This window comes from Paeniglutamicibacter antarcticus (assembly GCF_039544305.1).
In the GTDB taxonomy this organism is placed as follows: domain Bacteria; phylum Actinomycetota; class Actinomycetes; order Actinomycetales; family Micrococcaceae; genus Paeniglutamicibacter; species Paeniglutamicibacter antarcticus_C.
The window spans coordinates 83,170-109,863 of record NZ_BAABLK010000015.1; the positions used below are offsets into that span (position 1 = coordinate 83,170).

The window sequence follows — 26,694 nt, forward strand, 5'->3', positions numbered from 1 at the left end:
CACCTAACGGATGGGGGGGTCGAGATTCGGCCTCGGGGTACCCTCCTGATCGTCAAAGAGGATGGCACGCCATAAGTCTAACGACTTGTTCCTCCGAGTGGTTCCTTGATGTGCCTAGCACCACGCTCCTCCGCGGCCCGGAAACAGGCTATTAGCGTTGCCGTCGAAGAGCGCGTCCAATGCCACCACTTCCAGCCCATGGGCATTAAGCTTGGGCTGTGACTACTCAAGACGGGGACGAAGCCGAAGTACCCACAGGTGCCAAAGGGTCATTGCCTGCACCTTCGAACATGCCCGGGCATCGCTCCGGTGCTGCCCCAAACCGCACACGCACCTGGCTGCAGCGCTTGGTGGGCTCGGCACAACAGACATTGGGCACGCGCGTCAAACCACCGGAAAACTTCGGGTTCCCTCCGGTCCCCACCAGCAACACGGGTGAGCAGCAGCCCGGAAACACCGAGGTCTCCCCGCAGGCAACACCCATTGCCTTCGGATTCCTTTTCGCCGTCGGGGTGGGCCTTGCACTGCTGGGTTACTTCCTGCTGACCAATGTGGGCCCGCTGGTCATCTGGATCGCCATTGCGCTGTTCATTGCCCTGGGATTGGACCCTATCGTCCGCTTCCTGGTGGCCCACGGGTTCTCCCGCACCGTCGGGGTCCTTATGACGATGCTGGCGCTCCTGGGTTTGGTTGCCGGCTTCATCAGCAGCATCATCCCGACGATCAGCGCCCAGACAACCCAGTTCATCGACGGCGCCCCGAAACTCGTTGACGACTTCCTCAGCTCGGAATTCTTCGTTTCGCTCGACAAGCAGTACCAGCTCTCGGACCGGCTCAGCGAAGAGATCGGGAAGTTCTTCTCCGACGCCGGCGCCGTCGGCGGGATCTTCGGCGGGGTGCTCGGAGTGGGCAGCGTAATCGCGCAGAGCATCTTCGGCGTGCTGATAGTGCTGGTGCTGGCCATCTACTTCCTGGCCTCCATGCCCGCGATCAAGTCCTTTGCCTACCGGCTTGCCCCGCATTCGCGCAGGGCCCGCGCCGAGGAACTCGGGGAGACGATCACCCGTTCGGTCGGCAACTACGTCATGGGCCAGGCGTTCGTTGCGCTGCTCAACGCCACGATCGCGCTGATCCTCATGAGCATCCTGAAGGTTCCCTTCGCCGCGCTGCTGACCCTTGTCGTGGCGATACTGGCATTCATCCCGCTGGTTGGCGCGGTGATCGCCGGAATCCTGGTTTCGCTGATCTCCCTGACCCTGGGCTGGCAGACAACCGCGATCTACGCGATCTGCTACTTCGGCTACCTGCAAATCGAGGCGTACTTCATCTCTCCGCGCGTGATGCAAAAGGCGGTCTCGGTCCCCGGTGCCGTAGCGGTGATCTCGGTGATCGCCGGAGGCTCGCTGGTGGGGGTGGCAGGTGCGCTGATGGCGATTCCCACCGCTGCTGCGGTCATGCTGATCCTGCGCGAGGTCTTCATCACCCGGCAAGACAACCGCTAAGGCCGGGGCCTCCTAATCAGTAGCGGAAAGAACGCGAATCCCAGCACTTGGGGTGCCAGTGACGACGCGCCGTGGCCGAGGCGTCATCCCCGGACCAATGGTCCGCGCGCCACGCCACGAGGTGCTCGGTCCCGGGATTGATGAAATGCCCGCAACCGGGGCACTTGTAGGTCTTGGCCGCCCCCACCGCCGAAATCCGCCGTACGTGCCACTGCCCGTCCGGCAAATCTTGCAGGCGCTGGACCCCGTAGCGCGCCTTTTCCAACCACGGCTCATCGCCCGGGTCCCCGGGCCGGGTCCACTTATTGACCCTGCCGGAACGAGGTTTGGGCGTGGAAGAGCGACGTGGACGATTCGAGCGGGCCATGAGGCAATTCTGCCCCAGTTGCCCGGTCGCTGCAGCCACGGCCACGCCCGGGCAATGCCCGTGGCAACGCTCCGGGCACCCTGCGCGGGGATGAAACCCGGTAGAGTTCACTGCGTGCGTTTAGTGATTGCCAAGTGTTCAGTTGATTACGAGGGCCGACTTCGAGCCCATCTCCCCCTGGCGACCCGCCTGCTGATGGTCAAGGCAGACGGGTCGGTGTTGGTGCATTCCGACGGCGGCAGCTACAAGCCGCTGAACTGGATGAGTCCACCGGCGGTGATGCGTGTTCTGGAACCCGACCAGGAGCAGGCTTCCGAGGGTGACGTCGAGATCTGGCATGTCGCCAACCAGAAATCCGACGACCGCCTGGTGGTGCACATCAAGGAGATCCTTCATGACACCGCCCATAACCTGGGCACGGATCCCGGGCTGATCAAGGACGGGGTCGAATCGGACCTGCAACGGCTGCTCGCCGACCAGATCGAGACCGTCGGTGCCGGCTACACATTGATCCGCCGCGAATACATGACGGCCATCGGCCCGGTGGACATCCTGGCCCGCGACGCCCAGGGCGCCACCGTCGCCATCGAGCTCAAGCGCCGCGGCGACATCGACGGTGTCGAGCAGCTCACCCGTTACCTTGAACTGCTCAACCGCGACCCGCTGCTCAAGCCGGTGCGCGGCATCTTCGCCGCCCAGAAGATCAAGCCGCAGGCCCGCACCCTGGCCACGGACCGCGGGATCGACTGCCTCGTCCTTGACTATGACGCCATGCGCGGTCTCGACGACGTGGCGGCCCGGCTCTTCTAGGCAGGCCCACCGGCTCCCCTAGGCACCAATGCCTCCGGACGGCCAAGCAGTCCGGCTCCGTGCCCAACTTCTGCCCACGTCAGCTGCCCCTGCAGCAACCTGTGGGCGCATATGCGGGTGCCGGAAGAGGCCCGGACCTAGACTGGGTCCATGACTTCCACCGATTCACTGAAACGTTACGCCCTGACCGGACGCCTCGTCTCCCCCGGCAGGGACATCACCACCGGCATCGTTGCCGTGGAGGGCAACCGCATTGCGTTCGCCGGAGACATGCGTGAATTCTCCTTCTTCGACGAATCCGGCAGCTACGAGGTCCGCCAAAGCCGCGAAGGCACCATCATCATCCCCGGCCTGATCGACCTGCATTGCCACGGCGCAGCCGGCGGGGACTTCCCCTCCGGGGACCGCGAGGGCATCGCCAAGGCCATCGAGCATCTGCACCGATCCGGAACCACCACGTTCCTGGCTTCGCTTGTCACTGCCTCGCGCCCCGACATGCTCGCCGCGGCTGCGGTCCTAGCCGAATTCGCCCAACGCGGAGAGATCGCCGGGATCCACGCCGAAGGACCGTTCCTGTCCAGCGCACGCTGCGGAGCCCAGGACCCTGACTTTCTCAGCGATCCGGAACCAGACTTCGTTGATGACCTCATCGATGCCTCTGCCGGCCAGCTACGCACTATGACCTATGCCCCCGAACGCCCCGGGACCGAGGCATTGCTCGAACAACTGGTCTCCCAGGGCGTGGTCCCCTCTCTCGGGCACACCGACGCCGATGCGACCACGACCACCGAATCGCTCTCCTTGGCCCGCGAGGAACTGGCAAGCGCCGGGGTCGACGGATTCACCGAACGTCCGACGGTCACCCACCTGTTCAACGGCATGCCTCCCATGCACCACCGTGCACCGGGCCCCGTTGCCGCCTGCCTAGGCATGGCCTCGCAAGGCAAGATCATCGTCGAGCTCATCGCCGATGGCGTGCATCTGGACCCGAATATGGTCCGCTCCATGTACGAGCTCGTCGGGGCCGACTCCATCGCATTGGTCACCGACTCGATGGCCGCCACGGGCCTGGCCGACGGCGAGTACGAGTTGGGTCCGGCCAAGGTGACTGTTTCCGGCGGTGAAGCACGCCTGAGCTCCAACGGCTCCCTGGCTGGCGGAACCGCAAGCATGCTCGATGTCCTGCGCGCAACGGTGGCAGCGGGAGTGGAACTCGGCGACGCGGTGCTCTCCGCGACCAAGGTGCCTGCCAGCGTCCTGGGCCTGATCGATGAAGCAGGCCGCCTGCACCAGGGCTTCGCCGCAGACATGCTGGTGCTCGATGCCGAGCTGAACCTGCTGCAGGTCATCCGCAACGGCGAATACCTGGAGCAGCTCCCGGCAGTCACCCAAAAGTCCTAACCACCAACCACTTGTTAGCAGTTCGAAACCGGGGCGGACGGCCAAATCGTCCGGGTTGGCGGTGCCCGAACCTCCACGGCAAGAACCCGGGAGCACGGGATATGAAGCCTCCGCCGGCTATCCATGCCGAAGGTGTTGACCCAAGTCACGCCACTGTGTGATGCTTGACTCAGTCTTTGTGTTGGTTAGCCATACCCGCCAAAGCAGTGCTGCGGGTGTGAAGTAGCTGGGGCGAAAGGGTAATTCCACGCCATGGATCTTCTCACTTGGGTACCTCTTGGTTGCTGCACAGTGCAGCAACCTGATTTTCGCACTAAATGAGGAGAAATACATGGCTCAGGGAACCGTGAAGTGGTTTAACGCCGAAAAGGGATTTGGATTCATCACTCCCGATGGCGCCGAGGCTGACGTTTTCGTGCACTACTCGGAAATCCAGACCAACGGTTTCCGCACGCTGGAAGAAAACCAGCGCGTGGAATTCGAAGTTGGAGAAGGCGCCAAGGGGCCCCAGGCCACCGGTGTTGTCGGTCTCTAAAGACTTCACAGAATCTTTGAACTGCTCGCCAACCAGGGAAAGGGCATAAACCGCTCCGGTAACTGAACGGCGACGTCGTAAGAAGACAAAAGCCTGGGGCGGGATGATCTCATCATCCCGCCCCAGGCTTTTTCTTGTTCGATCAGTCCTGCCGCCAGGTCCCGACACCGGCAACGGGGCCGGCTTCCAACCACGCCGAGAGTCCGTTGTAGGTTTGGTAGTCCATGGCGATCAAGATCTCTCGGTCTTCATAGCCCATCATGACGATGACGCTTCCTGGCTGCACCAGGTGCTTCTCTTCTTCTTCGGGCGCTCTCCAGGCGTTGATACGGATCGAGGAACGGACGAAGCGTTGCACAGGAATCGGGGAGACCGAAAAGAGCTTGAGGAACTCGAGCTCTCCGGGCCCGTAACGCGCAATGGCCATCATCCACTTCCCGGGGGTGGTGGAGATGGACGCGTCGAAAGTGCCAAGAGTGCGCCGCAACTGAATGCGGCGCACTCCCATGGCACCCAAGAACATCATCACAAGCAGCAGTGCTGCCAATACGATGAGTACAGGAATGCCGAGTTCGTTCAAGGTAGGACTATCGGGTTCCTGCCGAGGCAGAATCTGCCATGACAGCGTTATCGGCAACGATCACGACGCGGTCGGTATCAACGGAGAAGAACCCGCCGTCTACCTGGACCGTGAACCGGGACCCGGAAACCGGATCGATTTCCAGATCACCGGCAGCCAGGACGGCCAACATTGGAACGTGACCGGGAAGGATCCCGATCTCGCCGCTGCTGGTGCGTCCCTTGACCAGTTTTGCGGCTCCGGACCACACGAAGTGATCGGCAGCAACAATTTCGACTTGGAGTTCGGCCATGGTTACTTGGTCGATTCCTGGATCTTGGCCCACTGGCGTTCGACATCGTCCATGCCGCCAATGTTGAAGAATGCCTGCTCGGCGATGTGGTCGACATCGCCGTCGCAGATAGCTGTGAAGCCTTCGATGGTGTCCTTGATGGCAACCGTCGAGCCCTCGACACCGGTGAACTGCTTGGCAGTGTAGGTGTTCTGAGACAGGAACTGCTGCAAGCGGCGAGCACGCGATACAACGATCTTGTCTTCTTCGGAGAGTTCGTCGACACCGAGGATAGCGATGATGTCCTGCAGTTCCTTGTTCTTCTGGAGGATCTGCTTGACGCGCACTGCGGTGTTGTAGTGCTCGTGACCAACGTACTGCGGGTCAAGGATACGCGACGTGGAGGTCAGCGGATCGATGGCCGGGTACAGTCCACGCGAAGCGATTTCACGGGAAAGTTCCGTGGTCGCATCCAAGTGGGCGAAGGTCGCTGCGGGGGCCGGGTCGGTGTAGTCATCAGCAGGCACGTAAACGGCCTGCATCGAGGTGATCGAGTGGCCCTTGGTCGAGGTGATGCGCTCCTGCAGGAGACCCATCTCATCGGCAAGGTTCGGCTGGTAGCCCACGGCCGAAGGCATGCGGCCCAACAGGGTCGACACCTCGGAACCGGCCTGGGTGAAGCGGAAGATGTTGTCGATGAAGAGCAACACGTCCTGGTTCTGCACATCGCGGAAGTACTCCGCCATGGTCAGTGCCGAAAGGGCAACGCGCAGACGCGTTCCCGGAGGCTCATCCATCTGGCCGAACACCAAGGCGGTGTCCTTCAGGACGTTGGCTTCTTCCATTTCGACCCAGAGGTCGTTGCCTTCACGGGTGCGCTCGCCAACACCGGCGAATACCGAGGTACCACCGAAGTTACGGGCAACACGGGTGATCATTTCCTGGATCAACACGGTCTTGCCAACGCCGGCACCACCGAACAGTCCGATCTTGCCGCCCTTGATGTAAGGAGTCAGAAGGTCAATGGACTTGATGCCGGTTTCCAGCATTTCGGTCGAACCCTCAAGGCTCGCAAAGCTCGGGGGCTTGCGGTGGATCGGCCAGCGCTCGGTGAACTGGATCTCCGAGGCCGGAACATCCAAGGGCTCGCCCAGGACGTTGAAGATGTGGCCCTTGACTCCGTCGCCTACCGGCACGGAGATCGCGGAACCCGTATCGATCACGTTGGTACCGCGGACAAGTCCGTCGGTGGCCTGAAGCGCGATCGCACGAACCAGCGAGTCACCGAGGTGCTGGCTGGTTTCGAAGGTGATGGTCTTGGTCTCGCCGTTGAGGGTGATCTCAGCGGTAAGAGCATTATAAATGGCCGGCAGGGAGTCGGCGGGGAATTCGACGTCGACAACCGGGCCGATAACGCGTGCGATACGACCGGTTGCACCGGTGGTAGCAGCGGTACCCTGCTCGTTAAGTTGGGCAGTCATCTCTCTCACTTCACTTGTGTAGATGGCGTGGATGTAAGTCTGTAGGAAAGACCGGTTACGCGTTCAGCGCGTCAGCGCCGGCAACGATTTCGGAAAGCTCCTGGGTAACCTCGGCCTGGCGGGCGTTGTTACGAAGACGTGTGTACTTCTTGATCAGGTCGTTGGCATTGTCGCCAGCCGACTTCATCGCGCGCTGGCGGGCTGCGAGCTCGGAAGCCGCTGCCTGCAACATAGCGTTGAAGATACGTGACTCGATGTAGCGCGGAAGCAGTGCGTCAAGCACGTCCTCCGGTTCCGGCTCGTATTCGTAGAGCGGCAGCAGTTCATCGGCAGGAGTCTCGGACTCCTCCTCGACAACCTCTAGCGGCAGCAAACGAATAACCGTCGGTTCCTGTACGACCATCGACTTGAACTGGGTGAAAACAACATGGATCTCATCCACGCCACCTGATTCAAATTCGTCGGCGAAGTCCCTGAGCAGGACCTCGCGCAGTTCGCGTGCGGTTTCAAACTCCGGGGCGTCGGTTCCACCGGTCCACACCTTCGCGTAGTCGCGTCCACGGAAATCGAAGTACGCCTTGGCCTTGCGGCCGACCAGGTAGGTCTTGACGTCTTTGCCTTCTGAGTGGAGCAGTTCAACGAGGTGCTCTGCCTGCTTCAAGACGCCGGCGGAGTAGGAACCGGCGAGTCCGCGGTCCGAAGTCATCACCAGGACTGCCGCGCGACGGATTGACTCCGGCTCGGTGGTCAGCGGGTGATCGATTTCGGACTGTGACGCGACGGCAGTAACAGCACGGGTAATCGCATTGGCGTACGGCAGCGAAGCCGAGACTCGCGCACGTGCCTTGCCAATACGGGAAGTAGCGATCAGTTCCATCGCCTTGAAGATCTTGCCCATCGACGTTGTCGATGCAATCTTCTGGCGGTAGACCCGAATCTGGGCTCCCATGTTTGTCCTTTCCTTATCCCTTTGTAAGGGTTGCCGCACCGCGCTTCGCGGCGCGGCAACCCTTACTCAAAGGTGATGTCAGCGCTTTTGCTTGACAATCTTTTCCTGGTCGACGGAACCTTCGGCCATGGCATCGAATTCCTCGTTGCCGGCGGCGACGAGTCCGTCGTCGCCTTCACCGAAGAAGCCCTCCTTGAAGGAGACGATCTCCGTCTTAAGCGATTCAACGGTCTCGTCCTCGAGCTTGCCGGTCTCCGCAATCACCGTGAGCACGTTCGTGCGGTGGCGAAGGTGAGCCAGGAAGTCGGTTTCGAAGCGGCGAACGTCTTCAACAGGGACATCGTCGAGGTAGCCCTTGGTACCGGCCCAGACGGAGACAACCTGGTCTTCGATGGGGAACGGTGCGTACTGGCCCTGCTTGAGCAGTTCCATCAGGCGTGCACCACGGGTCAGCTGCTGCTTGGAAGCAGCATCCAGGTCCGAGGCAAACATGGCGAAGGCCTGCATGTCGCGGTACTGGGCCAATTCCAGCTTCAACGTACCGGCAACCTTCTTCATGGCCTTGATCTGTGCCGAACCGCCAACGCGGGACACCGAAACACCCACGTCCACTGCTGGACGCTGGTTGGCGTTGAAGAGGTCCGACTGCAAGAAGATCTGGCCGTCGGTAATGGAAATGACGTTGGTCGGGATGAAGGCCGATACGTCATTTGCCTTGGTTTCAATGATCGGAAGACCGGTCATCGAACCGGCACCGAGCTCGTCGGAGAGCTTTGCACAACGCTCGAGCAGGCGGGAGTGCAGGTAGAACACGTCGCCCGGGTAGGCTTCGCGTCCCGGCGGACGACGCAACAACAGCGACACGGCGCGGTACGCTTCGGCCTGCTTGGAAAGATCGTCAAAGACGATCAGGACATGCTTGCCGTCGTACATCCACTGCTGCCCGATGGCCGAGCCGGCGTACGGTGCCAAGTACTTGAAACCAGCCGGGTCAGAGGCCGGGGAAGCAACGATGGTCGTGTACTCCAACGCCCCGTTCTCCTCAAGGGTCTGGCGCACTGCGGCAATGGTCGAAGCCTTCTGACCGATTGCCACGTAGATGCAGCGGACCTGCTTGTTGGTGTCCCCCGAAGCCCAGTTGGCCTTCTGGTTGATGATGGCATCCACGGCCAAGGCGGTCTTGCCGGTCTGGCGGTCGCCAATGATCAGCTGACGCTGGCCACGGCCGATCGGGATCATCGCGTCGATGGCCTTCATGCCGGTCTGCAGCGGTTCGTGAACCGACTTGCGCTGCGTTACCCCCGGGGCCTGGGTCTCCAGTGCGCGACGACCGGTGGACGCGATGGGTCCCAGGTCATCGATCGGCTCGCCCAGCGGGTCAACTACGCGACCCAGGAAGGCGTCGCCCACCGGAACCGAGAGAATCTCGCCGGTGCGCTCGACACGCTGGCCTTCGGCGATGCCGGTGAAGTCGCCCAAGACGACGACACCGATATCGCGGGTGTCAAGGTTCTGGGCCAGGCCCAGGGTGCCGTCTTCGAAGCGAAGCAGCTCATTTGCCATGACGGAGGGAAGACCCTCCACCTTGGCGATACCGTCACTTGCCGTGGTTACGCGGCCGACCTCGGTGCGCTCAGCTTTGCCCGGTTCGTAGGACGCTGCGAACTCATTCAAGGCATGGCGGACGTCGTCGGCGTTGATGGTCAAATCGGCCATCTGCAGTCCCTGCTCTCCTAAGTTGTGATTGCCACGCACACTGTGTGTGCGGCAACCGAAATTTGATTCAGTCTATGGTGACTGGCTGGCAAGGCAGACCCGTAAAGGCGTCTGCCTAGCCTGCCAACCTGCGGCGCAGATCCGAGACGCGGGTGGCGATGGTTGCATCAACAACCTCATCGCCCACCTTCACGCGGATTCCGCCGACGAGTGCCGGGTCAATGGCCACGTTGATGTTCAGTGCCCGGCCGTAAAGGTTGTTCAGGCCTGCCTGCAGGCGCGTAAACTGCTCATCGGTGAGCTCACGAGTGACGCTCACCTGGGCGATCCAACGTTCCTGACGCTTTGCCACCAATTCCACGAAGCGCTCCACCAATGCCACGGGCTTGAGCCCGCGCGGCGAAGCGACGGCCTGGCGGATCAGCAGTGCAGATGCCGCACCGGCAGTCGGCACAAGCTTGAGCGCCAGGGCGGTCTTCGCTTGGGTCGCTGCCTGCGCATCATCAAGGGCACGCTGCAGATCGTGACTGGAACCCACAACACGGATGAACGCGAAGAGGTCTTCTTCGAGCCTCTCCAGGCCGGCGGAACCGTCAAGACGCTCGGCGACCGCGATGGCGGCAGTTGCCGCCAGGATCTCCAGTGCATCGCCAATGTCTCGTGCCGAGCTCCAGCGCGAGGAGGCCAGGTCCGCAACGGTGGCTTCGGCCTGGGCCGAAATCTTTCCGCGCAGCAGCTGGGCAACAATCCCGGCCTTGTCTTGGGCCGAACGGGCTGGATCAGTCAGTGCGCGACGCAGGCCGGCGTTGCTGTCCAAGACCCCGAGGGCCGCGAACAGCTCTTCGGACAATTCCAAGGACGCATGTGCAAGCTTGGTTTCCAACGACGTCAGTGCCGCGGACAGAGACTCGCTCGATACACTTGCCATTAGTTCGATGCACCCGCGTTCTGCTGGTTTTCCAGATCGGCCAGGAACGTATCGACCACGCGAGCTGCACGCTCGTCATTCTCAAGAGCGTCATCGACGATCTTGCTAGCCAACGAGGTTGCTAGGGTGCCGACTTCGCTGCGCAGCGAGGTAACTGCTGCGATGCGCTCGGCTTCGATCGCGCGGTGGGCCTGCTCGGTGATCCGAGCCGACTCGTCCGCTGCCTTGGTCTTGAGTTCCGCAAGAATCAGGGCACCTTCTTCTCGCGCGTCCTCGCGGATGCGGTTGGCTTCGGTGCGTGCTTCCAGCAGCTGGGCCTTGTACTGCTCCAGGACGGCGGTGGCTTCGGCCTGTGCGGCTTCTGCCTTTTCAAGTCCACCCTCGATGGCCGTGACACGGTCCTGGTAGGACTTCTCGAATGCCGGGGCAATGTACTTGACCACCAAGAACAGCAGGACAGCAAAGCCTGCGGCGGTGACAAGAATTTCCCACGGGTTCGGAAGCAGCGGGTTTGCGGCCGCATCTGCAGCGAGGATCAATTCGTTGCTGATCATTCTCACTCTTCCTTATCTCTTAAGTTCCAAATTGCAATGGCGCCTGCGACAGTGGCAGGGCCACCACCAAAGGGAACTAGGCGCCGATGACGAAGGCGAAGACCAAGCCCAGGATGGCAAGGGCTTCGGTCAGGGCGAAGCCCAACAGAGCGATGGGCTGCAGGATGCGCTGTGCTTCCGGCTGACGAGCTACGCCATTGATGTAGGCGGCGAAGATCATGCCCACGCCGATGGCGGAGCCGATAGCTGCCAGGCCGTAGCCGATCATGTTAAGGGAGCCGTGGAGTTCCATTTCGTTCCTTTCAAGATACCGACCCTTTGTCGGCAGGTTGTGAGGTCATTCCCTGTTGAAGGGGAAAACTGTGTTGCTGGTCTAGCGGGCCCTTATTTAGTGGGCGTCTGCATCCAGGGCACCCTGGATGTAGATGGCGGTCAGCAGGGCGAAGACAAACGCCTGCAGGACCATGATCAAGAGTTCAAGGAAGTACATTGCCACCGAGCCGACGATCACCAGGACGCCGACACCGTTCATGGCCAGGGAATCCTGGACCACGATCAGGTGGCGTGCACCGGTTGCCGCAAGCATCACGATCATGTGGCCGGCAAGCATGGTGGCCATCAGACGCAAGGAGTGGGTCAACGGGCGGACGATGAAGTTGGAAATGATCTCCAACGGCACCATCAGCGGCATGATCCAACCAGGGACGCCCGAGGGGACAACGGCCAGCTTGAAGTAGCGGATGCCGTGGTTCTTCACGCCGACTGCGATCCAGGTGCCATAGATGATGAGCGCCATGGCATAGGCGGAGCCCGCGTGGGAGAAGGAAGGAAGCTGAAGGAACGGGATAGCCCCGAACAGGTTGTTCAGCAACACGAAGAAGAAGGTGGCGAACAGCAGCGGGACCCATGGGCGGAAGTTCTTTTCGCCGATGATGTCGCGGCCGATGCCGTTGCGGACGAAGCCGTAGGCACTTTCGGCCAGGAACTGTGTCTTGCCTGGAACAAGCTTCGGATTCTTGATGGCGGCCTTGAAGAACCACACGATCAAAATGACCGAAAGGATGATCATGATCATCTGCTTGCCGAAACCGGTACCGTACTCGGCTAACCAGGGCAGCACCTCAGGAAGGTGGGTGTCGGATATCGACGGCGGGATATATGGTTCTGTGGCCGTCGGAAGCGCAAACGCGGTCAACGCGCTGTCCTCTCTGCAGTTTCGGTCGTGGGGCAAATTCGGTGTTTCGGCGCAGTGCACCGCACACCGTGTGAAGTTCTAATGGTCGATCTCATCGTGTGGCGGAAACCCGCGGCGTCGATGCCGCACATGGTGGCGAGCCAGAAACAATCCTGCAGTTGCGCCTAGCAGCGCACCGAGGAAAGCAATCCAGCGGGTGTCCAGCAAAAGATCCAGACCCCACCCTATCAAACCCCACGCTATGAGCCCGCCAATTGCGTAGTTGACATACTCTCGGGCGGGGGCCGGATTAGGCCCCTGTCCGGGTGCGGTTTCAGGGTTGTCCATTCCCGCCTCCGGCCGAAGCCGGGGACGAAGGTTCCTCGGTGTTGAAAATGGGAAGCCTTGCCTTCGAAAAAGCGCGGATCTCCCCCGCTTGCCAAAGAACCAAGGACCCCAGGGCACCCCACATGAAGTAGGGAACCAGGACCCAGTGAGGCAGACCGGAGAAGATGACAAGCAACGCCATGGCGACGAGCTTGGCAACGTACATGAACAAGAACGCCGGAATGGCCCAGGAGCTGTGATAGCGCCCCGCCCATTCGGCGACCAGCAGGCTGACACCGAAGAACACGACGATCAGCGCGCACCCAAAGGCGAGCGAGCCCGCTTCAGTTGCGCCGAACACGGGCCACGCAACAAGGCAGGCCACCAAGCCAACACCAACGGTGTAGGCGAGGCAGGTCTTGAGGATCCCCAGCCACGGGGAACGCGGAGCCGAGGATGCGACCAGCGCACCATCGGCCTTGGAACCGCGTTCCGGCTTGGTCATGTGTTCCAGTTCCCTTGTATACAGCAGCGCCTGTTTTGAACCGGCACATGCACGACATGGAGATTGCTTAGGGGGGTGCTCCGCGGTGAAGCGGACTCTCGAATTCTACACGAGATAGAAGAGTGGCTCGACCCGTTGCCCGGACAATAAACCGACCAAGCCGGAGACTATTCCCCGGAGGGCTGGGTACTCTTCTCGCGGAGCTTGCCAACCCACGGCCACCAGGTGAGCAACGTCACGCAAATGAAGGCCGCAACATAGAGCGGGATGGCGATCGCTCGGTTGGCCAAGGAGATGACAACGACCCCCGAGGCAATCAGCAGCGCCCAGAGGTACAAGATGAGGACCACTGCCCGCGGGCTGTGCCCGAGGTCCACCAGCCGGTGGTGGATGTGCCCGCGGTCGGCGCTGAACGGGGACTTGAACTTGGCCGTCCGCCTGATCACCGACATCAACAGGTCAAGGTAGGGCAGCACGATCACGGCGACCGGCAGGATCACCGGCATGAAGGCCGGGACGTTGCGGAAACGGAAGGCGTCGTCCCCCAGCACGTCCCCGGTGACCGCGAGCGTCGCCACAGCGAATAGCAGCCCGATGGCCAGCACCCCGGTCTCACCCATGAAGATGGATGCGGGCTGGAAGTTATGCGGCAGGAAGCCGAGCGTGGCACCGAGCAGCACGGCGCAGAGCAGCGCAGAGAAGTTGGCGTAGTCCTCGGCACTGACGCGGGTGGTCAGCAGGTAGCTGTATACAAAGAAGGTTGCGGCCCCGATGGCCGATATTCCCGCAGCCAGGCCGTCCAGTCCGTCGACGAAGTTGATCGCGTTCATCGTGCCCACGATGATCAGCACCGTCACGATGACCTGGAGCACCGTGGAATCGAAGTGCAGCGTGCCCACCGGCAGCGCCTTGAGCAAGATCCCGTGCGAGACGATGACCAGCCCGACGGCGATCTGGCCAATGAGCTTGATCCACCACTTCAAATCGATCAGGTCATCCAGAACCCCCATCACCAAGATGATGCCCAGGGCGATCAATACGCCCTTTATGGGTTCGGGCGACCTGAAGATCCCTGAGAAGAACGGGATCTGCCAGGCCAACGAGACCCCCAGGTACAGGGCGCCGATGATGGCGACCCCGCCGAGCTTGGGCGTGGGTGTGCGGTGGAAGTCCCTGGCGCGCACAGGGGTCGGGGGCATGAGGTACACGCCCAGGACCCGGAGCAACGGAGTGAGCAGATACGAGGTCATGAACGTGACCCCGATCAGCAGGAGGTAGCTACTCATGACGCCCGGGCGGACTCCCCTGGTCCGTCGCCGTCTTGGCCGTCGGTGTCTTGGACGTCGGTGCCTTGGGCATCGGTGTTGATCGTCATTGGCAGATCGGAACCGGATTCGTGGACGATATCCGTTTCCGGTGCACCGAACTCGGTTCCGTCGTTGCCGGGGCTCCGGTCCGTTTCGGCAACGGGTCCGTCAGGGCCACTGCCGTCCAGGAGCGAATCCGCGGTGGAATCGGCGGTGATCGACGGATCGGCCTGGCCGTGGCTGTCGAGCAGCTCCGGGATGACGGCACGAAGTGCTTCGAGGGACAACGCGCCGACACGTACAATGCGCGGCGGGTCCAAGGTGCAGTCGATGATGGTGGAGCTCAGTGCCTCACCGGATACCGGGCGCGCCCCGTCCTCGAGGTAGACCTCCACGGTCTCACCGAGCTGCTCGAACGCGGCGGCGGCTGTTGCCCCGGCCGGGGTGCCGGTGCGGTTCGCCGAGGAAACCGCAAGCGGTCCGGTGGCGCGCAGCAACGCGCGGGCGACTTCGTCATCGGGAACACGTAACGCAACGGTGCCGCGGGTCTCCCCCAGGTCCCAGGCCAGGGACGGCTGGGCGTGCAGGATCAGGGTCAGCGCCCCGGGCCAGAATTCGTCGGCGAGCTTGCGTGCGCCGGCGGGAACATCCACTGCCAAACCGTCGAGCGTCGATGCCTGCGCGATCAGCACCGGTGGCGGCATGGAGCGGCCGCGCCCCTTGGCGGCAAGCAGGGTCGCCACGGCCTGGGACGAAAACGCGTCGGCGGCAATGCCGTAGACGGTGTCGGTGGGCATCACCACGCAGCGGCTTTGGGCCAGGGCGGCGCGTGCAGCCTCAAGACCAGCCTCAAGTTCCTGGGGATCGCGGGCATCAAAACGTGAAGTCACGTGTGTCATTCTTCCATGGTTCGTGGGTGGCTAGCGTCGGATGCCGCTGGTTGCCCGGTTCCTGCCGTTCAGGTCTTGGTGGGTGCACACCTGGTCCCAGGCGCCGGAGGCGGCAAACATCGCCGCAATCGCCTCGGCCTGGACCTCGGCGTGTTCCATGATGAAGTAGCCTCCGGGGCGCAGCAGCCGTGCCGCGGTGGATTGTGCGGCATTGGGCAGGACCATGCCGTCCGCACCTCCCCCGTACAACGCCATGTGCGGATCGTGATCCCGGGCCTCGGGTTCGCGCGGCACCGCGTTGGCGGGGATGTAGGGCGGGTTGGACGCCACCACGTCGCACCTTGAATCCAGCTGTCCGAAGGCGTCCCTCAGGTCTCCCTTCACCAGTTCAACGCCCAGGGGCTCGAGGTTGCGTTTGGCGTAGGGGTAGGCCTGATCGGAAAGTTCCACGGCGTAGACCTTGGCGTGGGGCACCTCGTGGGCAAGCGATCCGGCGATGGCACCGGAGCCGGTGCCCAGATCGACCATGACCGGGTGCTCGATGCCAGCTGCGGCGTCGATGGCATGTTGGACCACCGTCTCGGTTTCCGGCCGCGGCACGAACACCCCAGGGCCCACGGCCAGTTCCAGGTACCGGAAATGCGCGACCCCGGTCAGGTGCTGCAGCGGCAGGCGGGTGGCCCGCTTGGCGACGAGCTCAGCGAACCGTGCGGCCTGCGTATCCGCGAAGGTAGCATCGAGCATCACCGAGGTGGCCAGCTCGCCGCGGGAGATGCCCAGGACATGGACCGCCAGCAACTCGGCGTCCACCCGCGGGGAGGGAACGCCGGCTGCTGCAAGCGTAAGCTGCGCCGTGTGAAGCGCCTGGGCCAGCGGCGTGCCGGTTCGCGGCTGCGTCACCAAGGTTACTTGTCCTTGTCTCCGCCAATGGCGTTCAGGCGGTCCTGCTCATCCATTTCGATGCAGGAGTTGATCAGCGGTTCCAGCTCGCCGTTCATCACGTGGTCAAGGTTGTAGGCCTTGTACCCGGTGCGGTGGTCCGCGATCCGGTTTTCCGGGTAGTTGTAGGTGCGGATGCGCTCGGAGCGGTCCATGGTGCGCACCTGGGACTTGCGGATGTCGGAGTTCTCCGCGTCGATGATTTCCTGCTGGTGGGCCAGCAGGCGTGAGCGCAGCACGCGCATGGCGGCCTCGCGGTTCTGGATCTGCGACTTCTCGTTCTGCATGGCCACCACGATGCCCGTGGGGATGTGGGTCAGGCGCACCGCGGAGTCGGTGGTGTTCACGGACTGCCCGCCCGGGCCCGAGGAACGGTACACGTCGACCTTGAGGTCGTTGGCGTGGATGTCCACTTCCTCTGGCTCATCGACCTCCGGCAGCACCAGCACGCCGGCCGCCGAGGTGTGGATGCGGCCCTGGGACTCGGTGACGGGCACGCGCTGGACGCGGTGCACCCCGCCCTCGAACTTCAGGTGCGCGTAGACGCCCTGCGCCGGGTCGTTCGACTTGCCCTTGATGGCCATCTGCGCGTCCTTGTAGCCGCCGAGGTCCGACTCGTTGAAGGAGAGCAACTCGGTCTTCCAACCCATGTGCTCCGCATAGCGGGTGTACATGCGCAACAGGTCCGCCGCGAACAGTGCCGCCTCGTCTCCGCCTTCCCCGCCCTTGACCTCGAGTATCACGTCGCGCGAGTCGTTGGGGTCGCGCGGGATCAGCAGGCGGGTGAGCTTCTCCTCCAGGATGGGCAGGGTCTTCTCGAGCTGGACGACTTCCTCGGCGAAGTCCGGGTCCTCGTCTGCCATCTCGCGGGCGGCCTCGAGGTCCTCGGAGGACTGCTTCCAGCGCTTGTGGGCCTCGACGATTCCGTTGAGCTCCGCCGAGCGGCGGCCAAGCTTGCGGGCCATCGCCTGGTCCTGGTAGACGGCGGGATCAGAGAGACGGGCCTGGAGGGCGGCGTGCTCATCGAGCAGGACCTGTACGGACTCAAACATGCTTTCAACTTCTTTCACTACGACTGGTTCCCAGTGTAGGGAACGAAATGCATTGACGGGGTTAACGACCAACGCCCAGTTTCACCGCGTACCGGATGACCGGGTGCGGTGAAACTGGGCGTGAAACGCAGCTAGGCGTCGAGCTTGGAGGCCAGCGTGGTCTTGTTGATGACCATCAGGAACTCGGCATTCGAGGCGGTCTCACGGATCTTTCCGGTCAGAGTTTCCAGCGCCTGCTGGGTATCGAGCCCCGAGAGCACGCGACGCAGGCGCCACATGATCTTGATTTCCTCGGGGGAAACCAGCTTCTCTTCGCGGCGGGTGCCGGATTCGTTGACATCGACCGCGGGGAAGATGCGCTTGTCGGCAAGTTTGCGGGACAGGCGCAGTTCCATGTTGCCGGTGCCCTTGAACTCCTCGAAGATGACTTCATCCATCTTGGAGCCGGTCTCTACCAGAGCGGTGGCAAGGATGGTCAGCGAGCCGCCGTTTTCGATGTTGCGGGCAGCACCGAAGAAGCGCTTGGGCGGGTACAGTGCCGAGGAATCGACACCGCCGGAGAGGATACGTCCCGAGGCCGGGGCCGCCAGGTTGTATGCGCGGCCCAGGCGGGTCATCGAGTCCAGCAGGACCACGACGTCCATACCCATTTCCACCAGGCGCTTGGCGCGCTCGATGGCGAGCTCGGCGACGGTGGTGTGGTCATCTGCCGGGCGGTCGAAGGTCGAGGCAATGACCTCGCCCTTGACGGTGCGCTGCATGTCAGTGACTTCTTCGGGACGCTCGTCGACAAGAACCATCATGAGGTGGACCTCAGGGTTGTTGACGGTGATGGCGTTCGCGATCGACTGCAGGATCAGCGTCTTGCCGGCCTTGGGCGGGGAAACGATCAGGCCGCGCTGGCCCTTGCCGATCGGGGCAACCAAGTCGATGACGCGGGGGCCGATGAGCTTCTGGTCGGTTTCCAGGCGCAGGCGTTCGGTCGGGTACAGCGGGACCAGCTTGGAGAAGTCAACGCGGTTGGTGTTCTCCTCGGCAGGCTTGCCGTTGATCGCGGTGAGCTTGACCAGCGCGTTGAACTTGGCACGCGAGCTGGCGTTCTCGTTCTCGCGCGGTGCACGGATGGCACCAACCACGGCGTCGCCCTTGCGCAGGTTGTACTTCTTGACCTGGTTCAGCGTGACGTACACGTCCGACGGGCCGGCGAGGTAGCCGGAGGTGCGGATGAAGGCGTAGTTGTCCAACACGTCCAGGATGCCCGCAACCGGCAGCAAAACGTCCGAATCGTTGAACTCGGTGTCATCGACATCGGGCTGGTTGCGGCCTCGGCGGTTGCTGCGGTTGCCGCGATCGTTCCGGTCATTGCGGTCGTTTCCGCGGTCATTGCGGTCGTTTCCGCGGTCATTGCGATCGTTTCCGCGCTCGTTGCGATCGTTTCCGCGCTCATTGCGGTCGCGGTTGCGTTCACGGTTGCGCTCGTTGCGTTCACGGTTGCGCTCGCGGCGGTTGGTTGCCCTGTCCTCTGAACTCTCGTTGGACTTCGAGTCCTTCGAGCGATCACTGGACTTGGAGTCGTTGGACTTTACATCTTGCGACTTGGAGTCATGCGACTTCGACTCGCCGGACTTGTCCTCCGGGGATTCGGTGTTCTCACCGTGCTCGGAGTCGTTGTTGTTCTCGCGACGGTTGCGGTTGCGGTCCCTACGGTTGCGGTTGCGTTCGCTGCGGTCGTTGCGATCACCGCGGTCGTTACGGGATTCGTTGTTGTCCTGGTTCGAGTCCGATGACTCCTCCGATGCCTGCTCGGAAGCCGGTGCGGCTTCGGCAGGGGCTTCGGTGGAGGTCGTTCCGGTGGACTCGGCGCGGCGGTTGCGGGTATTGCGGCGAGTCGGACGCTCCGTGGCATCCTGCGACTCGGTGCCCTGGGCTGCGGCCGACTTCGTCTCCGGTGCGGTGGAATCGGCGGATTCGGTGGCTGGCTGCTCGGCGGCCCGGGCAGGCGCGCTCTCGGTCGCCGGGGACGCGGTTCCGCTGGAATCGGCGCGACGGCTACGGGTACGACGAACCGGGGGTGCGTCGGTCTTTGCCTCGGCGGCCGGGACCGCTTCGTTCTCGGAGTCAGCCTGGACAGGCTTCTTCGCCGCCTTTGCCGGTGCCTTGGCCTCGGTCTTTACCGGGGCTTTGGCTGCGGTCTTAGCAGACGCCTTGCCCTCGGTCTTTGCCGGGGCCTTGGCCTCGGACTTCGACTCTGCCTTTGCGTCACGGTCGGCTACCGAACCACCGCGTTGGTGGTTGGAGATCGCGGTGACAAGATCGTTTTTCCGCATCCGCGAACCGCCGGTGATACCCAGCTGGGACGCAAGCACCTGCAGTTGAGCAAGTTTCAGGCCGGCAAGTCCGCCGCCCTTGGATGCGCTGTCTTCTTCCACGCCTGCATTCAGGCTGGTGGTTTCGGTCACGAAGGTTCCTTCCCCTCGTCGGGCGGATCGCATCAGAGAGATCCGCAACTTTTAACTGCCCCTTGTTACCGCGTCAGATGCGGAAAAAGGTTCGGCCATGCACCGCCGCGTGTCAGGCGGCCAGTGCGTCGGTCGATCGTGAGAAACACCAGGGGATTGAATCACCAACGGTGTTGGCGGGTTCAATCGGATGATGTGGGTGTGCCTGCTCGCCTAGCGAAAACGGTTTGTGGTGATCGAATTCCCAAAGATCCGCTCGCCGTGGCGAAGGAAGGAATTGATGGCTGCACTAAACGCAATGAAACATCCAATGAAATCCGGATGGTTCTTTTCAGGCGGGTGCTAGAGCAGTTCTACTCTAACACCCGTTGGCGGCACGGATTCAATCCGGACACGCCAAACGGGGTTCGGGTTCCTTGAGGCAAAGGCGGAAATCGCTTCGGAGGCCTCCTGCGCGCGGGATTCTCCGTCGCAAAGCACCAGCACCGTGGGGCCCGCACCGGAAATCACTGCCGCGTGGCCTTCGGCACGCAGCTGCGCAATGAGCAATGAGCTCTGCTCCATGGCCGGGGCGCGGAAGGACTGGTGCAAGAAGTCCTCCGTACCCACCAACAGTGACGCCGGATCATGCGCGAGCGCATGGATCAGCAACCCGACCCGTCCCCCGTTGGCCGCGGCCACTGCGTGCCCCACGGTGGCGGGCAGCAACCCGCGGGCAGTTGCCGTGGACAGCTCGATGTCGGGGATCGCGATGACCGGGACGATGTCCGGGTGCAGCACCCCTTGCACCGTGCCGTAGCCGGCGTCGGTGGTCCAAGAGAGCGTCAGCCCACCGTAAACGGCAGGGGCGACGTTGTCCGGGTGGCCCTCCCAGCGCGAAGCGTCCTGGAAGATCTCTTCGGTCCCGACTTGCGAGACGGCCGGCAGCAGTGCGTTGGCCATGGCCAACGCACTGACCATGGCCGCGGCGCTGGATCCCATCCCTCGGCCATGCGGGATGTTGTTGGTGGCCTCCAGGCGAAGGCCGCACGGCTCAAAGCCCAGTTCGGCCCAGCGCTCCAAGATGGTCTTGGCGATCAGGTGCGTCTCGTTAGTGGGCAGCGATTCGGCGCCCTCGCCGGTGACGATTACTTCAACCCCCGGCGCCGCCACGGTGTGAGCCACCAGGGTGTCGCACACCGAGAGCGCCAGGCCCAGCACGTCGAACCCGGGACCCAGGTTCGCGCTGGTGGCCGGCACGTGCACGGCAATGGACTGTCCAACTTGGATCTGTGCCATGAAGTGCTGGTTTCCCTTGCTTTGGTAATCCGGGACTAGGCCAGGCCGAGGGCCGAGGCCACCGACACGACGTCGAACCCGACCTTGGTCGGGGTCACCGCGGTACCGTCCTCGGTCTTCAGCGCCCAGTCCGGGTCCTTCAGTCCGTGGCCGGTGACGGTGATGACGATCTTCTTGCCCGTCGGCACATTGCCCGCCGCGTGGTGCTTGATCAGTCCGGCAACGCCTGCGGCGGATCCTGGTTCCACGAAGACGCCCTCGCGGGCGGAGAGCCACCGATGGGCGTTCAAAATTTCGGCATCCGTCACCGAATCGATGATTCCCCCGGAGTCATCGCGGGCTTCTTCGGCCTGCATCCACGAAGCCGGGTTGCCGATGCGGATGGCGGTGGCGATGGTGTCCGGTTCGGTCACCGGGTGGCCCAGCACGATCGGTGCCGCTCCGGCTGCCTGGAAGCCCCACATGATCGGGGTCTTGGTGGACACCGGGGCCAGCACCTGGCCTCCCTGGTTGGTGTACTCCGAGGCGTACTCCTTGTAACCCTTCCAGTAGGCGGTGATGTTCCCCGCGTTGCCCACCGGCAGCACGTGGTAGTCGGGGGCGTCGCCCAAGGAGTCGACGACCTCGAAGGCTCCGGTCTTCTGGCCTTCGATGCGTGCCGGGTTCACCGAGTTCACCAGGAACACCGGGTAGTTTTCGCTGAGCTTGCGGGCGACCTCCAGGCAGTTGTCGAAGTTGCCGTCCACCTGCAGCAACTGTGCTCCGTGGGCGATCGCCTGGGAGAGCTTGCCCATGGAGATCTTGCCGTCCGGAACCAGCACCGCACAGGTGAGTCCGGCCGAGGTAGCGTAGGCGGCGGCGGAGGCCGAGGTGTTTCCGGTGGAGGCGCACACCACTGCCTTGGCCCCGGCTGCGACCGCTGCTGTCATGGCCATGGTCATCCCGCGGTCCTTGAAGGATCCTGTCGGGTTCATGCCTTCGACCTTGAGGTAGACCTCGGAGCCGGTGAGTTCGCTCAGTGCCGGGGCGAACACCAACGGGGTGCCGCCCTCGCCCAGGGTGATGATCCGGGTGTTTTCATCGACGGGCAGGCGTTGGGCATATTCGCGGATGACTCCGCGCCACTGGTGGGCCACTTAGTTTCCTTCAACTCGCAAAACGGATGTTACTTCTTTGATGGCGGCCAGATCGGCGACGGCTGCCAAGGTGGCGGCAAGCGCCTTTTCGGTGGAACGGTGGGTGACTAGGAGCAGCTCAGCGGTGCCTGCGTTGGATTCCGGGTTCGAGTCCTGGCGCAGCGTCTCGATGGAAACCCCATTGCTGGCGAAGATCTGCGCAATCGATGCCAGCACGCCGGGCTCGTCGTTGACTTCCAGGCCGATCCAGTAGCTGGTGGTGATGTCACAGAAGTCCATGACCTTGACCGGCTGCTGCGCGGAGATCGCCGGCAGCGGGCCGCCGGAGGCCATGCGACGGGCCACCGCGACAGTGTCTCCCATGACGGCCGAGGCCGTGGGCGCTCCCCCTGCGCCGGCGCCGTAGAACATCAGTTCCCCGGCGTTCTCTGCCTCGACGAAGACGGCGTTGAAGGCACCGTGGACGGCGGCAAGCGGGTGGGTGCGACGCAGCAACGTGGGGTGAACTCGCACCCCGATGCCCGCCTCGGACCGCTCGGCGATGGCCAGCAGCTTGATGACCATGCCTGCGTCCTTGGCCGCAGCCACATCCGCGGCAGTGATCTTGGTGATGCCTTCGCAGTGCACGTCTTCGAAGGCGAAGTCGGTGTGGAAGGCCAACGAGGCGAGGATCGCGGCCTTGGACGCGGCGTCGTGTCCCCCGACGTCGGCCGTCGGGTCCGCCTCGGCGTAGCCAAGGTCCTGTGCTTCTTTGAGAACGTCGTCGAACTGCGCGCCGGTGGAATCCATCGCGTCGAGGATGAAGTTGGTGGTGCCGTTGACGATGCCCATGACCTTGGTGATCTTGTCCCCGGAAAGCGAGTCCATGATCGGGCGCAGGATCGGGATGGCTCCGGCGACGGCAGCTTCATAGCGCAATTGTGCATTGTTTTCAAACGCCAAGGCGTTCAGCTCCCCGCCTTGGGCGGCGAGCAGTGCCTTGTTCCCGGTGATGACCGAGGCCCCGCGCGAAAGCGCCCGGCGGATCAAGGAACTTGCCGGTTCCATGCCGCCGAGCAGCTCGATGACGATGTCGGACTCATCGATCAGCGCCTCGGCGTCGGTGGTGAACAAATCGGCGGGAACCTCGACATCGCGCTTGGCACCGATGTTGCGCACGGCGATGCCGGTCAGTTCAAGGGTGGCACCGGCCCGGTCGGCCAGCACCTCCGCGTCGGTAAGGAGGATGCGGGCCACTTGGGCTCCCACGTTGCCGCAGCCCAGCAGGGCCACCTTCAATGTCTTCACGTATGTACTATGCTCCCAAGTCGCGGGCCAACAGATCGGCTTCGGTTTCCCTACGGATAATGGCGCGGGCGACGCCCTCGCGCACCGCCACCACGCCGGGTCGGCCCAAGTAGTTGTAGTTGCTGGACAATGCCCAGCAATACGCCCCGGTGCCGGGTACCGCCAGCAGGTCGCCGGCGGCGACATCCTCGGGCAGGTAAACGTCCCGTACGACTATGTCACCGGATTCACAGTGTTTGCCAACCACGCGGGAAACAATCGGTTCACTTTCCGTCACACGCGAGGCCAGCACCGCCGTGTAGTCCGCGTCGTAGAGCACCGGGCGGGCATTGTCGCTCATCCCGCCGTCCACCGAAACGTAGCGCCGTGGTTCCAGGGTGCCCTCGGGGGTTTCCACTTGGACGGATTTGCGCACCCCGGTCTCGTAGAGGGTGAAGGTCGAGGGCCCGGCGATCGCGCGTCCGGGTTCGATGGAGATCCGCGGGATCCCGATGCCCAGTTCGGCGGCGGTGGCCTTCACCACGTAGGCCATGGCCGCGGCCAGTTCCGTCGGCTCGCGCGGGGTGTCGGCCTCGGTGTAGGCAATGCCGTAGCCTCCGCCCAAGTCGAGTTCGGGAAGTTCAACGCCGTGGACCGCCTTGATCCGGGCCAGGAAGCCCATCATCTTCTGTGCTGCCAGGGCAAAGCCCTCCGCCTCGAAGATCTGCGATCCGATGTGCGCATGCAGTCCCAGCAGGTTCAGTTCCGCGTTGCCCAACGCATAGGCGACAGCGGCCTCGGCCGGGGAATCTTCCTCGCCGACCGGGATCATCGAGAGGCCGAACTTCTGGTCCTCGTGCGCGGTGGCAATGAACTCGTGGGTGCTGGCGTGCACCCCGGGGGTCAGGCGCAGCATCACGTTGGCACGCTTGCCGGTGACCTTGGCGATCTGGGCAACGCGCTCGAGCTCGTCAAGGGAATCCACGACGATGCGGCCGATTTCGGCTTCAAGCGCGGTGCGGATCTCGGTGACCGACTTGTTGTTCCCGTGCAGCGAGAGGTTGGCTGCCGGGACCCCCGCGACGCGGGCCACCGCCATTTCCCCTCCGGAGCTAGTGTCCAGGCGCAAACCCTCGGCGGTGACCCAGCGGGCCACCTCGGTGCTCAGGAACGCCTTGCCGGCGTAGTAGACATCGACCCCGCCGCACAGGTCCTTGAACGCTTCGTCGAAGGCGTGCTTGAAGCCTCGGGCGCGGGCACGGAAGTCGTCCTCGTCCAGCACGAACAGCGGGGTGCCGAATTCCTGTGCCAGCGTCGAAACCTCGATGCCCTGGACGGCAAGTTCACCGGATCCGGACCGGGCGACGCCGGCCGCCCATTGGATCGGGCGCAGTTCATTGACGTCGGCGGGGTATGAAAGCCAGGCCGGCGCGAGAGGTGAAATAGCCAAGGGGTTCCTTACATCTTTTCCGGTGCTGAGACACCCAGCAGGTCAAGGCCGTTGGCCAGGACCTGTGTGGTGGCGTCGTTGAGCCACAAGCGGGTCGAGTGGATGGGTTCGATGGTGCCCTCGCCAACCGGGGTCACGCGGCAGGCCGCGTACCAGGAATGATAGGCCCCTGCGAGCGTTTCGAGGTGGCGGGCCACGCGGTGGGGTTCGCGATGGGTGGCTGCCTGGGCGACAACCGAGGGGAACTGGCCCAGGGCGGCCAGCAGGTCATTTTCGGTTTCGTGCACCAGCAGCGCGGCGTCGAAGCCGTCGCGCGTGACACCCTTTTCCGCCGCGTTGCGCGAGGCGGCACGCGAGCGGGCGTGGGCGTACTGGACGTAGAACACCGGGTTGTCATTGGTGTTCTTCTTGAGCTGTTCCGGGTCGATGGTCATCGGCGAATCCGCCGGGTAGCGGCCCAGCGAGTAACGCAGCGCGTCGGCGCCGAGCCAGTTGATCAAGTCGCGCAGCTCGATGATGTTTCCGGCGCGCTTGGACAACCGGGCTCCGTTCACGGAGATCAGCTGGCCGATCAGCACCTCGATGTTCAGATTTGCGTCATCCCCGGCACAGGCGGCGATGGCCTGCAGGCGCTTGACGTAACCGTGGTGGTCGGCACCGAGCAGGTAGATCTTCTCGGTGAAGCCGCGGTCCTTCTTGGACAGGTAGTAGGCGGCGTCCGCGGCGAAGTAGGTCGGTTCCCCGTTGGCACGGATCAGCACGCGGTCCTTGTCGTCCCCGAAGTCGGTGGTACGCAGCCAGACGGCACCGTCGGTGTCATCGATATGGCCCTGTTCGCGCAGGCGGGCCACGGCATCGGCGACCGCTCCGGCGGAGTGCAGTTTCTGCTCGGAGAAGAAGACGTCGAACTCGACGCCGAAGTCGTTCAGCGTCTCCTTGATGTCAGCCATCTGCGCCTTGTAGGCGGCCTGGCGGACAATCGGCAACGCGGCGTCCTGGGTGAGTGTGCGGATATCCGGGTGTGCGTCGGCCACCACGTCGGCAAGTTCCTTGATATATCCGCCCGGGTAGCCACCCTCGGGGACCGGCAGTCCGTGCAGGCGGTTGTACACCGAGAGCGCGAAGATGTTCATCTGGTTGCCAGCGTCGTTGATGTAGTACTCGGAAGTGACGTGCGCACCGCTGGCCGCCAGCACGCGGGCAATCGAATCGCCCAAGGCGGCCCAGCGGGTGTGGCCGATGTGCAGTGGTCCGGTGGGGTTCGCGGAAACGAACTCCATGTTGATCTCGTGTCCTACCAGTGTCTGGTTGGTGCCGTATGCGGCGCCGGCCTCCACAATGGTCTTGGCCAGTTCGCCTGCGGCGCCGGCCTCGAGTGTGATGTTCAGGAAGCCCGGGCCGGCGATGTCCACCGAGGCGACCCCGGCGGTTTCGGCCAGCCGGGTGGCGAGGACCTGGGCGAAGTCGCGCGGGACCATTCCCGCCTTCTTGCCCAGCTGCAGGGCGATGTTGGTGGCCCAGTCACCGTGGTCGCGACTCTTCGGTCGCTCCACTCGCACATTCTCGGGTACGTCAACGGAAATCTGCCCCGCGTCGAGAGCGGCACGGAGGCAAACGGAAATGGCTGTGGAGAGTTCTTCAGGAGTCACCATCCAAGGATAACCGGGGCCGCGGACCGCGGGCGCCGATGTGACGGCGCGACGTCGCACACATCGGGCGCGGATTCGTGTACCGGGACGCGACAGGCCGGTGGTCAATTTGTTGTTCCGCACCTGGCACCTGCTAAGCTCGTCTACGTTCCCAGCCGGATATGGTTC

At 63.2% G+C, this 26,694-nt stretch carries 25 protein-coding genes; 4 read left to right on the top strand and 21 right to left on the bottom strand.

Annotation, left to right across the window (positions count from 1 at the left end; translation table 11 throughout):
- Positions 1-218 precede the first annotated feature (218 nt).
- Positions 219-1,502, top strand: a complete 1,284-nt coding sequence (locus tag ABEA12_RS04160; protein WP_345466552.1) for an AI-2E family transporter — start codon at positions 219-221, stop codon at positions 1,500-1,502.
- A 16-nt stretch (positions 1,503-1,518) separates the two neighbouring features.
- On the opposite strand, the gene ABEA12_RS04165 is transcribed toward ABEA12_RS04160, so the two are convergent.
- Positions 1,519-1,869 carry a hypothetical protein gene (locus ABEA12_RS04165; RefSeq protein ID WP_210100413.1) on the bottom strand — a complete coding sequence of 117 codons (351 nt, stop codon included), beginning with the start codon at positions 1,867-1,869 and terminating at the stop codon, positions 1,519-1,521.
- A 114-nt stretch (positions 1,870-1,983) separates the two neighbouring features.
- Here ABEA12_RS04165 and nucS point away from each other — a divergent pair, with 114 nt between their 5' ends.
- The 3 genes from nucS (at position 1,984) to ABEA12_RS04180 (ending at position 4,615) form a co-directional block, all read left to right on the top strand.
- Positions 1,984-2,679: an endonuclease NucS gene (gene nucS, locus ABEA12_RS04170; RefSeq protein WP_210100412.1), complete on the top strand. Its 696-nt coding sequence runs from the start codon at positions 1,984-1,986 to the stop codon at positions 2,677-2,679.
- Between the two features lie 150 nt (positions 2,680-2,829).
- Positions 2,830-4,080: an N-acetylglucosamine-6-phosphate deacetylase gene (locus ABEA12_RS04175; RefSeq protein ID WP_210100411.1), complete on the top strand. Its 1,251-nt coding sequence runs from the start codon at positions 2,830-2,832 to the stop codon at positions 4,078-4,080.
- Positions 4,081-4,411: 331 nt separating this feature from the next.
- Positions 4,412-4,615, top strand: coding sequence for a cold-shock protein (locus ABEA12_RS04180; protein ID WP_210100410.1), 204 nt, complete (start codon positions 4,412-4,414; stop codon positions 4,613-4,615).
- A 142-nt stretch (positions 4,616-4,757) separates the two neighbouring features.
- Here the strand turns inward: ABEA12_RS04180 and ABEA12_RS04185 are convergent, their stop codons facing one another.
- The 20 genes from ABEA12_RS04185 to argS form a co-directional block, all read right to left on the bottom strand.
- Positions 4,758-5,195, bottom strand: a complete 438-nt coding sequence (locus ABEA12_RS04185) for a DUF2550 domain-containing protein (protein ID WP_345466557.1) — start codon at positions 5,193-5,195, stop codon at positions 4,758-4,760.
- Between the two features lie 7 nt (positions 5,196-5,202).
- A complete protein-coding gene (locus ABEA12_RS04190; protein WP_210100409.1) occupies positions 5,203-5,487 on the bottom strand; it encodes a F0F1 ATP synthase subunit epsilon in 285 nt (94 codons plus the stop codon).
- A gap of 2 nt (positions 5,488-5,489) precedes the next feature.
- Positions 5,490-6,947 (bottom strand): F0F1 ATP synthase subunit beta, encoded by a 1,458-nt coding sequence (gene atpD, locus ABEA12_RS04195; protein WP_210100408.1) that lies wholly within the window; start codon positions 6,945-6,947, stop codon positions 5,490-5,492.
- Positions 6,948-7,002: 55 nt separating this feature from the next.
- The gene (locus tag ABEA12_RS04200; RefSeq protein ID WP_210100407.1) at positions 7,003-7,896 is read right to left on the bottom strand and encodes a F0F1 ATP synthase subunit gamma; all 894 of its coding nucleotides are present in this window, start codon (positions 7,894-7,896) and stop codon (positions 7,003-7,005) included.
- Positions 7,897-7,974: 78 nt separating this feature from the next.
- On the bottom strand, positions 7,975-9,612 hold the full coding sequence (gene atpA / locus ABEA12_RS04205) for a F0F1 ATP synthase subunit alpha (RefSeq protein ID WP_210100406.1): 1,638 nt from the start codon (positions 9,610-9,612) through the stop codon (positions 7,975-7,977).
- A 115-nt stretch (positions 9,613-9,727) separates the two neighbouring features.
- A complete protein-coding gene (locus ABEA12_RS04210; protein WP_210100405.1) occupies positions 9,728-10,540 on the bottom strand; it encodes a F0F1 ATP synthase subunit delta in 813 nt (270 codons plus the stop codon).
- A complete protein-coding gene (locus ABEA12_RS04215; RefSeq protein WP_210100404.1) occupies positions 10,540-11,094 on the bottom strand; it encodes a F0F1 ATP synthase subunit B in 555 nt (184 codons plus the stop codon). Before ABEA12_RS04215 ends, ABEA12_RS04210 begins: the two co-directional genes overlap by 1 nt.
- Positions 11,095-11,170: 76 nt before the next feature.
- Positions 11,171-11,386: a F0F1 ATP synthase subunit C gene (locus ABEA12_RS04220; RefSeq protein WP_210100403.1), complete on the bottom strand. Its 216-nt coding sequence runs from the start codon at positions 11,384-11,386 to the stop codon at positions 11,171-11,173.
- 96 nt (positions 11,387-11,482) lie between these two features.
- Entirely contained in the window at positions 11,483-12,289 is an 807-nt protein-coding gene (gene atpB, locus ABEA12_RS04225; protein WP_210100402.1) for a F0F1 ATP synthase subunit A, read from the bottom strand.
- 313 nt (positions 12,290-12,602) lie between these two features.
- A complete protein-coding gene (locus ABEA12_RS04230; RefSeq protein WP_210100401.1) occupies positions 12,603-13,100 on the bottom strand; it encodes a hypothetical protein in 498 nt (165 codons plus the stop codon).
- Between the two features lie 167 nt (positions 13,101-13,267).
- Positions 13,268-14,386, bottom strand: coding sequence for an MraY family glycosyltransferase (locus ABEA12_RS04235; protein WP_210100400.1), 1,119 nt, complete (start codon positions 14,384-14,386; stop codon positions 13,268-13,270).
- Positions 14,383-15,306 (bottom strand): L-threonylcarbamoyladenylate synthase, encoded by a 924-nt coding sequence (locus tag ABEA12_RS04240; protein WP_210100399.1) that lies wholly within the window; start codon positions 15,304-15,306, stop codon positions 14,383-14,385. The genes ABEA12_RS04235 and ABEA12_RS04240 overlap by 4 nt, the downstream gene beginning before the upstream one ends.
- A 21-nt stretch (positions 15,307-15,327) precedes the next feature.
- Positions 15,328-16,197 (bottom strand): peptide chain release factor N(5)-glutamine methyltransferase, encoded by an 870-nt coding sequence (prmC, locus tag ABEA12_RS04245; protein WP_210100398.1) that lies wholly within the window; start codon positions 16,195-16,197, stop codon positions 15,328-15,330.
- Between the two features lie 5 nt (positions 16,198-16,202).
- Complete coding sequence (prfA, locus tag ABEA12_RS04250) at positions 16,203-17,288, bottom strand: peptide chain release factor 1 (protein WP_210100397.1); 1,086 nt, start codon at positions 17,286-17,288, stop codon at positions 16,203-16,205.
- Between the two features lie 131 nt (positions 17,289-17,419).
- Entirely contained in the window at positions 17,420-19,780 is a 2,361-nt protein-coding gene (gene rho / locus ABEA12_RS04255) for a transcription termination factor Rho (RefSeq protein WP_210100396.1), read from the bottom strand.
- A 309-nt stretch (positions 19,781-20,089) separates the two neighbouring features.
- Positions 20,090-21,025: a homoserine kinase gene (gene thrB / locus ABEA12_RS04260; protein ID WP_210100395.1), complete on the bottom strand. Its 936-nt coding sequence runs from the start codon at positions 21,023-21,025 to the stop codon at positions 20,090-20,092.
- Between the two features lie 35 nt (positions 21,026-21,060).
- Entirely contained in the window at positions 21,061-22,161 is a 1,101-nt protein-coding gene (thrC, locus tag ABEA12_RS04265) for a threonine synthase (protein ID WP_210100394.1), read from the bottom strand.
- Entirely contained in the window at positions 22,162-23,448 is a 1,287-nt protein-coding gene (locus ABEA12_RS04270; RefSeq protein WP_210100393.1) for a homoserine dehydrogenase, read from the bottom strand. It abuts the gene before it with no gap.
- Between the two features lie 7 nt (positions 23,449-23,455).
- Positions 23,456-24,877 carry a diaminopimelate decarboxylase gene (gene lysA / locus ABEA12_RS04275; protein ID WP_210100392.1) on the bottom strand — a complete coding sequence of 474 codons (1,422 nt, stop codon included), beginning with the start codon at positions 24,875-24,877 and terminating at the stop codon, positions 23,456-23,458.
- A gap of 8 nt (positions 24,878-24,885) precedes the next feature.
- Positions 24,886-26,526, bottom strand: a complete 1,641-nt coding sequence (gene argS / locus ABEA12_RS04280) for an arginine--tRNA ligase (RefSeq protein WP_210102513.1) — start codon at positions 26,524-26,526, stop codon at positions 24,886-24,888.
- Between the last annotated feature and the right edge of the window lie 168 nt (positions 26,527-26,694).

Excerpts from the sequence above, each read along its gene's own strand:
- ABEA12_RS04165 (WP_210100413.1), bottom strand. The coding sequence starts at position 1,869 with ATGGCCCGCTCGAATCGTCCACGTCGCTCTTCCACGCCCAAACCTCGT.
- ABEA12_RS04175 (WP_210100411.1), top strand. The coding sequence starts at position 2,830 with ATGACTTCCACCGATTCACTGAAACGTTACGCCCTGACCGGACGCCTC.
- ABEA12_RS04180 (WP_210100410.1), top strand. The coding sequence starts at position 4,412 with ATGGCTCAGGGAACCGTGAAGTGGTTTAACGCCGAAAAGGGATTTGGA.
- ABEA12_RS04190 (WP_210100409.1), bottom strand. The coding sequence starts at position 5,487 with ATGGCCGAACTCCAAGTCGAAATTGTTGCTGCCGATCACTTCGTGTGG.
- atpD (WP_210100408.1), bottom strand. The coding sequence starts at position 6,947 with ATGACTGCCCAACTTAACGAGCAGGGTACCGCTGCTACCACCGGTGCA.
- ABEA12_RS04200 (WP_210100407.1), bottom strand. The coding sequence starts at position 7,896 with ATGGGAGCCCAGATTCGGGTCTACCGCCAGAAGATTGCATCGACAACG.
- atpA (WP_210100406.1), bottom strand. The coding sequence starts at position 9,612 with ATGGCCGATTTGACCATCAACGCCGACGACGTCCGCCATGCCTTGAAT.
- ABEA12_RS04210 (WP_210100405.1), bottom strand. The coding sequence starts at position 10,540 with ATGGCAAGTGTATCGAGCGAGTCTCTGTCCGCGGCACTGACGTCGTTG.
- ABEA12_RS04215 (WP_210100404.1), bottom strand. The coding sequence starts at position 11,094 with ATGATCAGCAACGAATTGATCCTCGCTGCAGATGCGGCCGCAAACCCG.
- ABEA12_RS04220 (WP_210100403.1), bottom strand. The coding sequence starts at position 11,386 with ATGGAACTCCACGGCTCCCTTAACATGATCGGCTACGGCCTGGCAGCT.
- ABEA12_RS04230 (WP_210100401.1), bottom strand. The coding sequence starts at position 13,100 with ATGACCAAGCCGGAACGCGGTTCCAAGGCCGATGGTGCGCTGGTCGCA.
- ABEA12_RS04235 (WP_210100400.1), bottom strand. The coding sequence starts at position 14,386 with ATGAGTAGCTACCTCCTGCTGATCGGGGTCACGTTCATGACCTCGTAT.
- ABEA12_RS04240 (WP_210100399.1), bottom strand. The coding sequence starts at position 15,306 with ATGACACACGTGACTTCACGTTTTGATGCCCGCGATCCCCAGGAACTT.
- prfA (WP_210100397.1), bottom strand. The coding sequence starts at position 17,288 with ATGTTTGAGTCCGTACAGGTCCTGCTCGATGAGCACGCCGCCCTCCAG.
- rho (WP_210100396.1), bottom strand. The coding sequence starts at position 19,780 with ATGCGATCCGCCCGACGAGGGGAAGGAACCTTCGTGACCGAAACCACC.
- thrB (WP_210100395.1), bottom strand. The coding sequence starts at position 21,025 with ATGGCACAGATCCAAGTTGGACAGTCCATTGCCGTGCACGTGCCGGCC.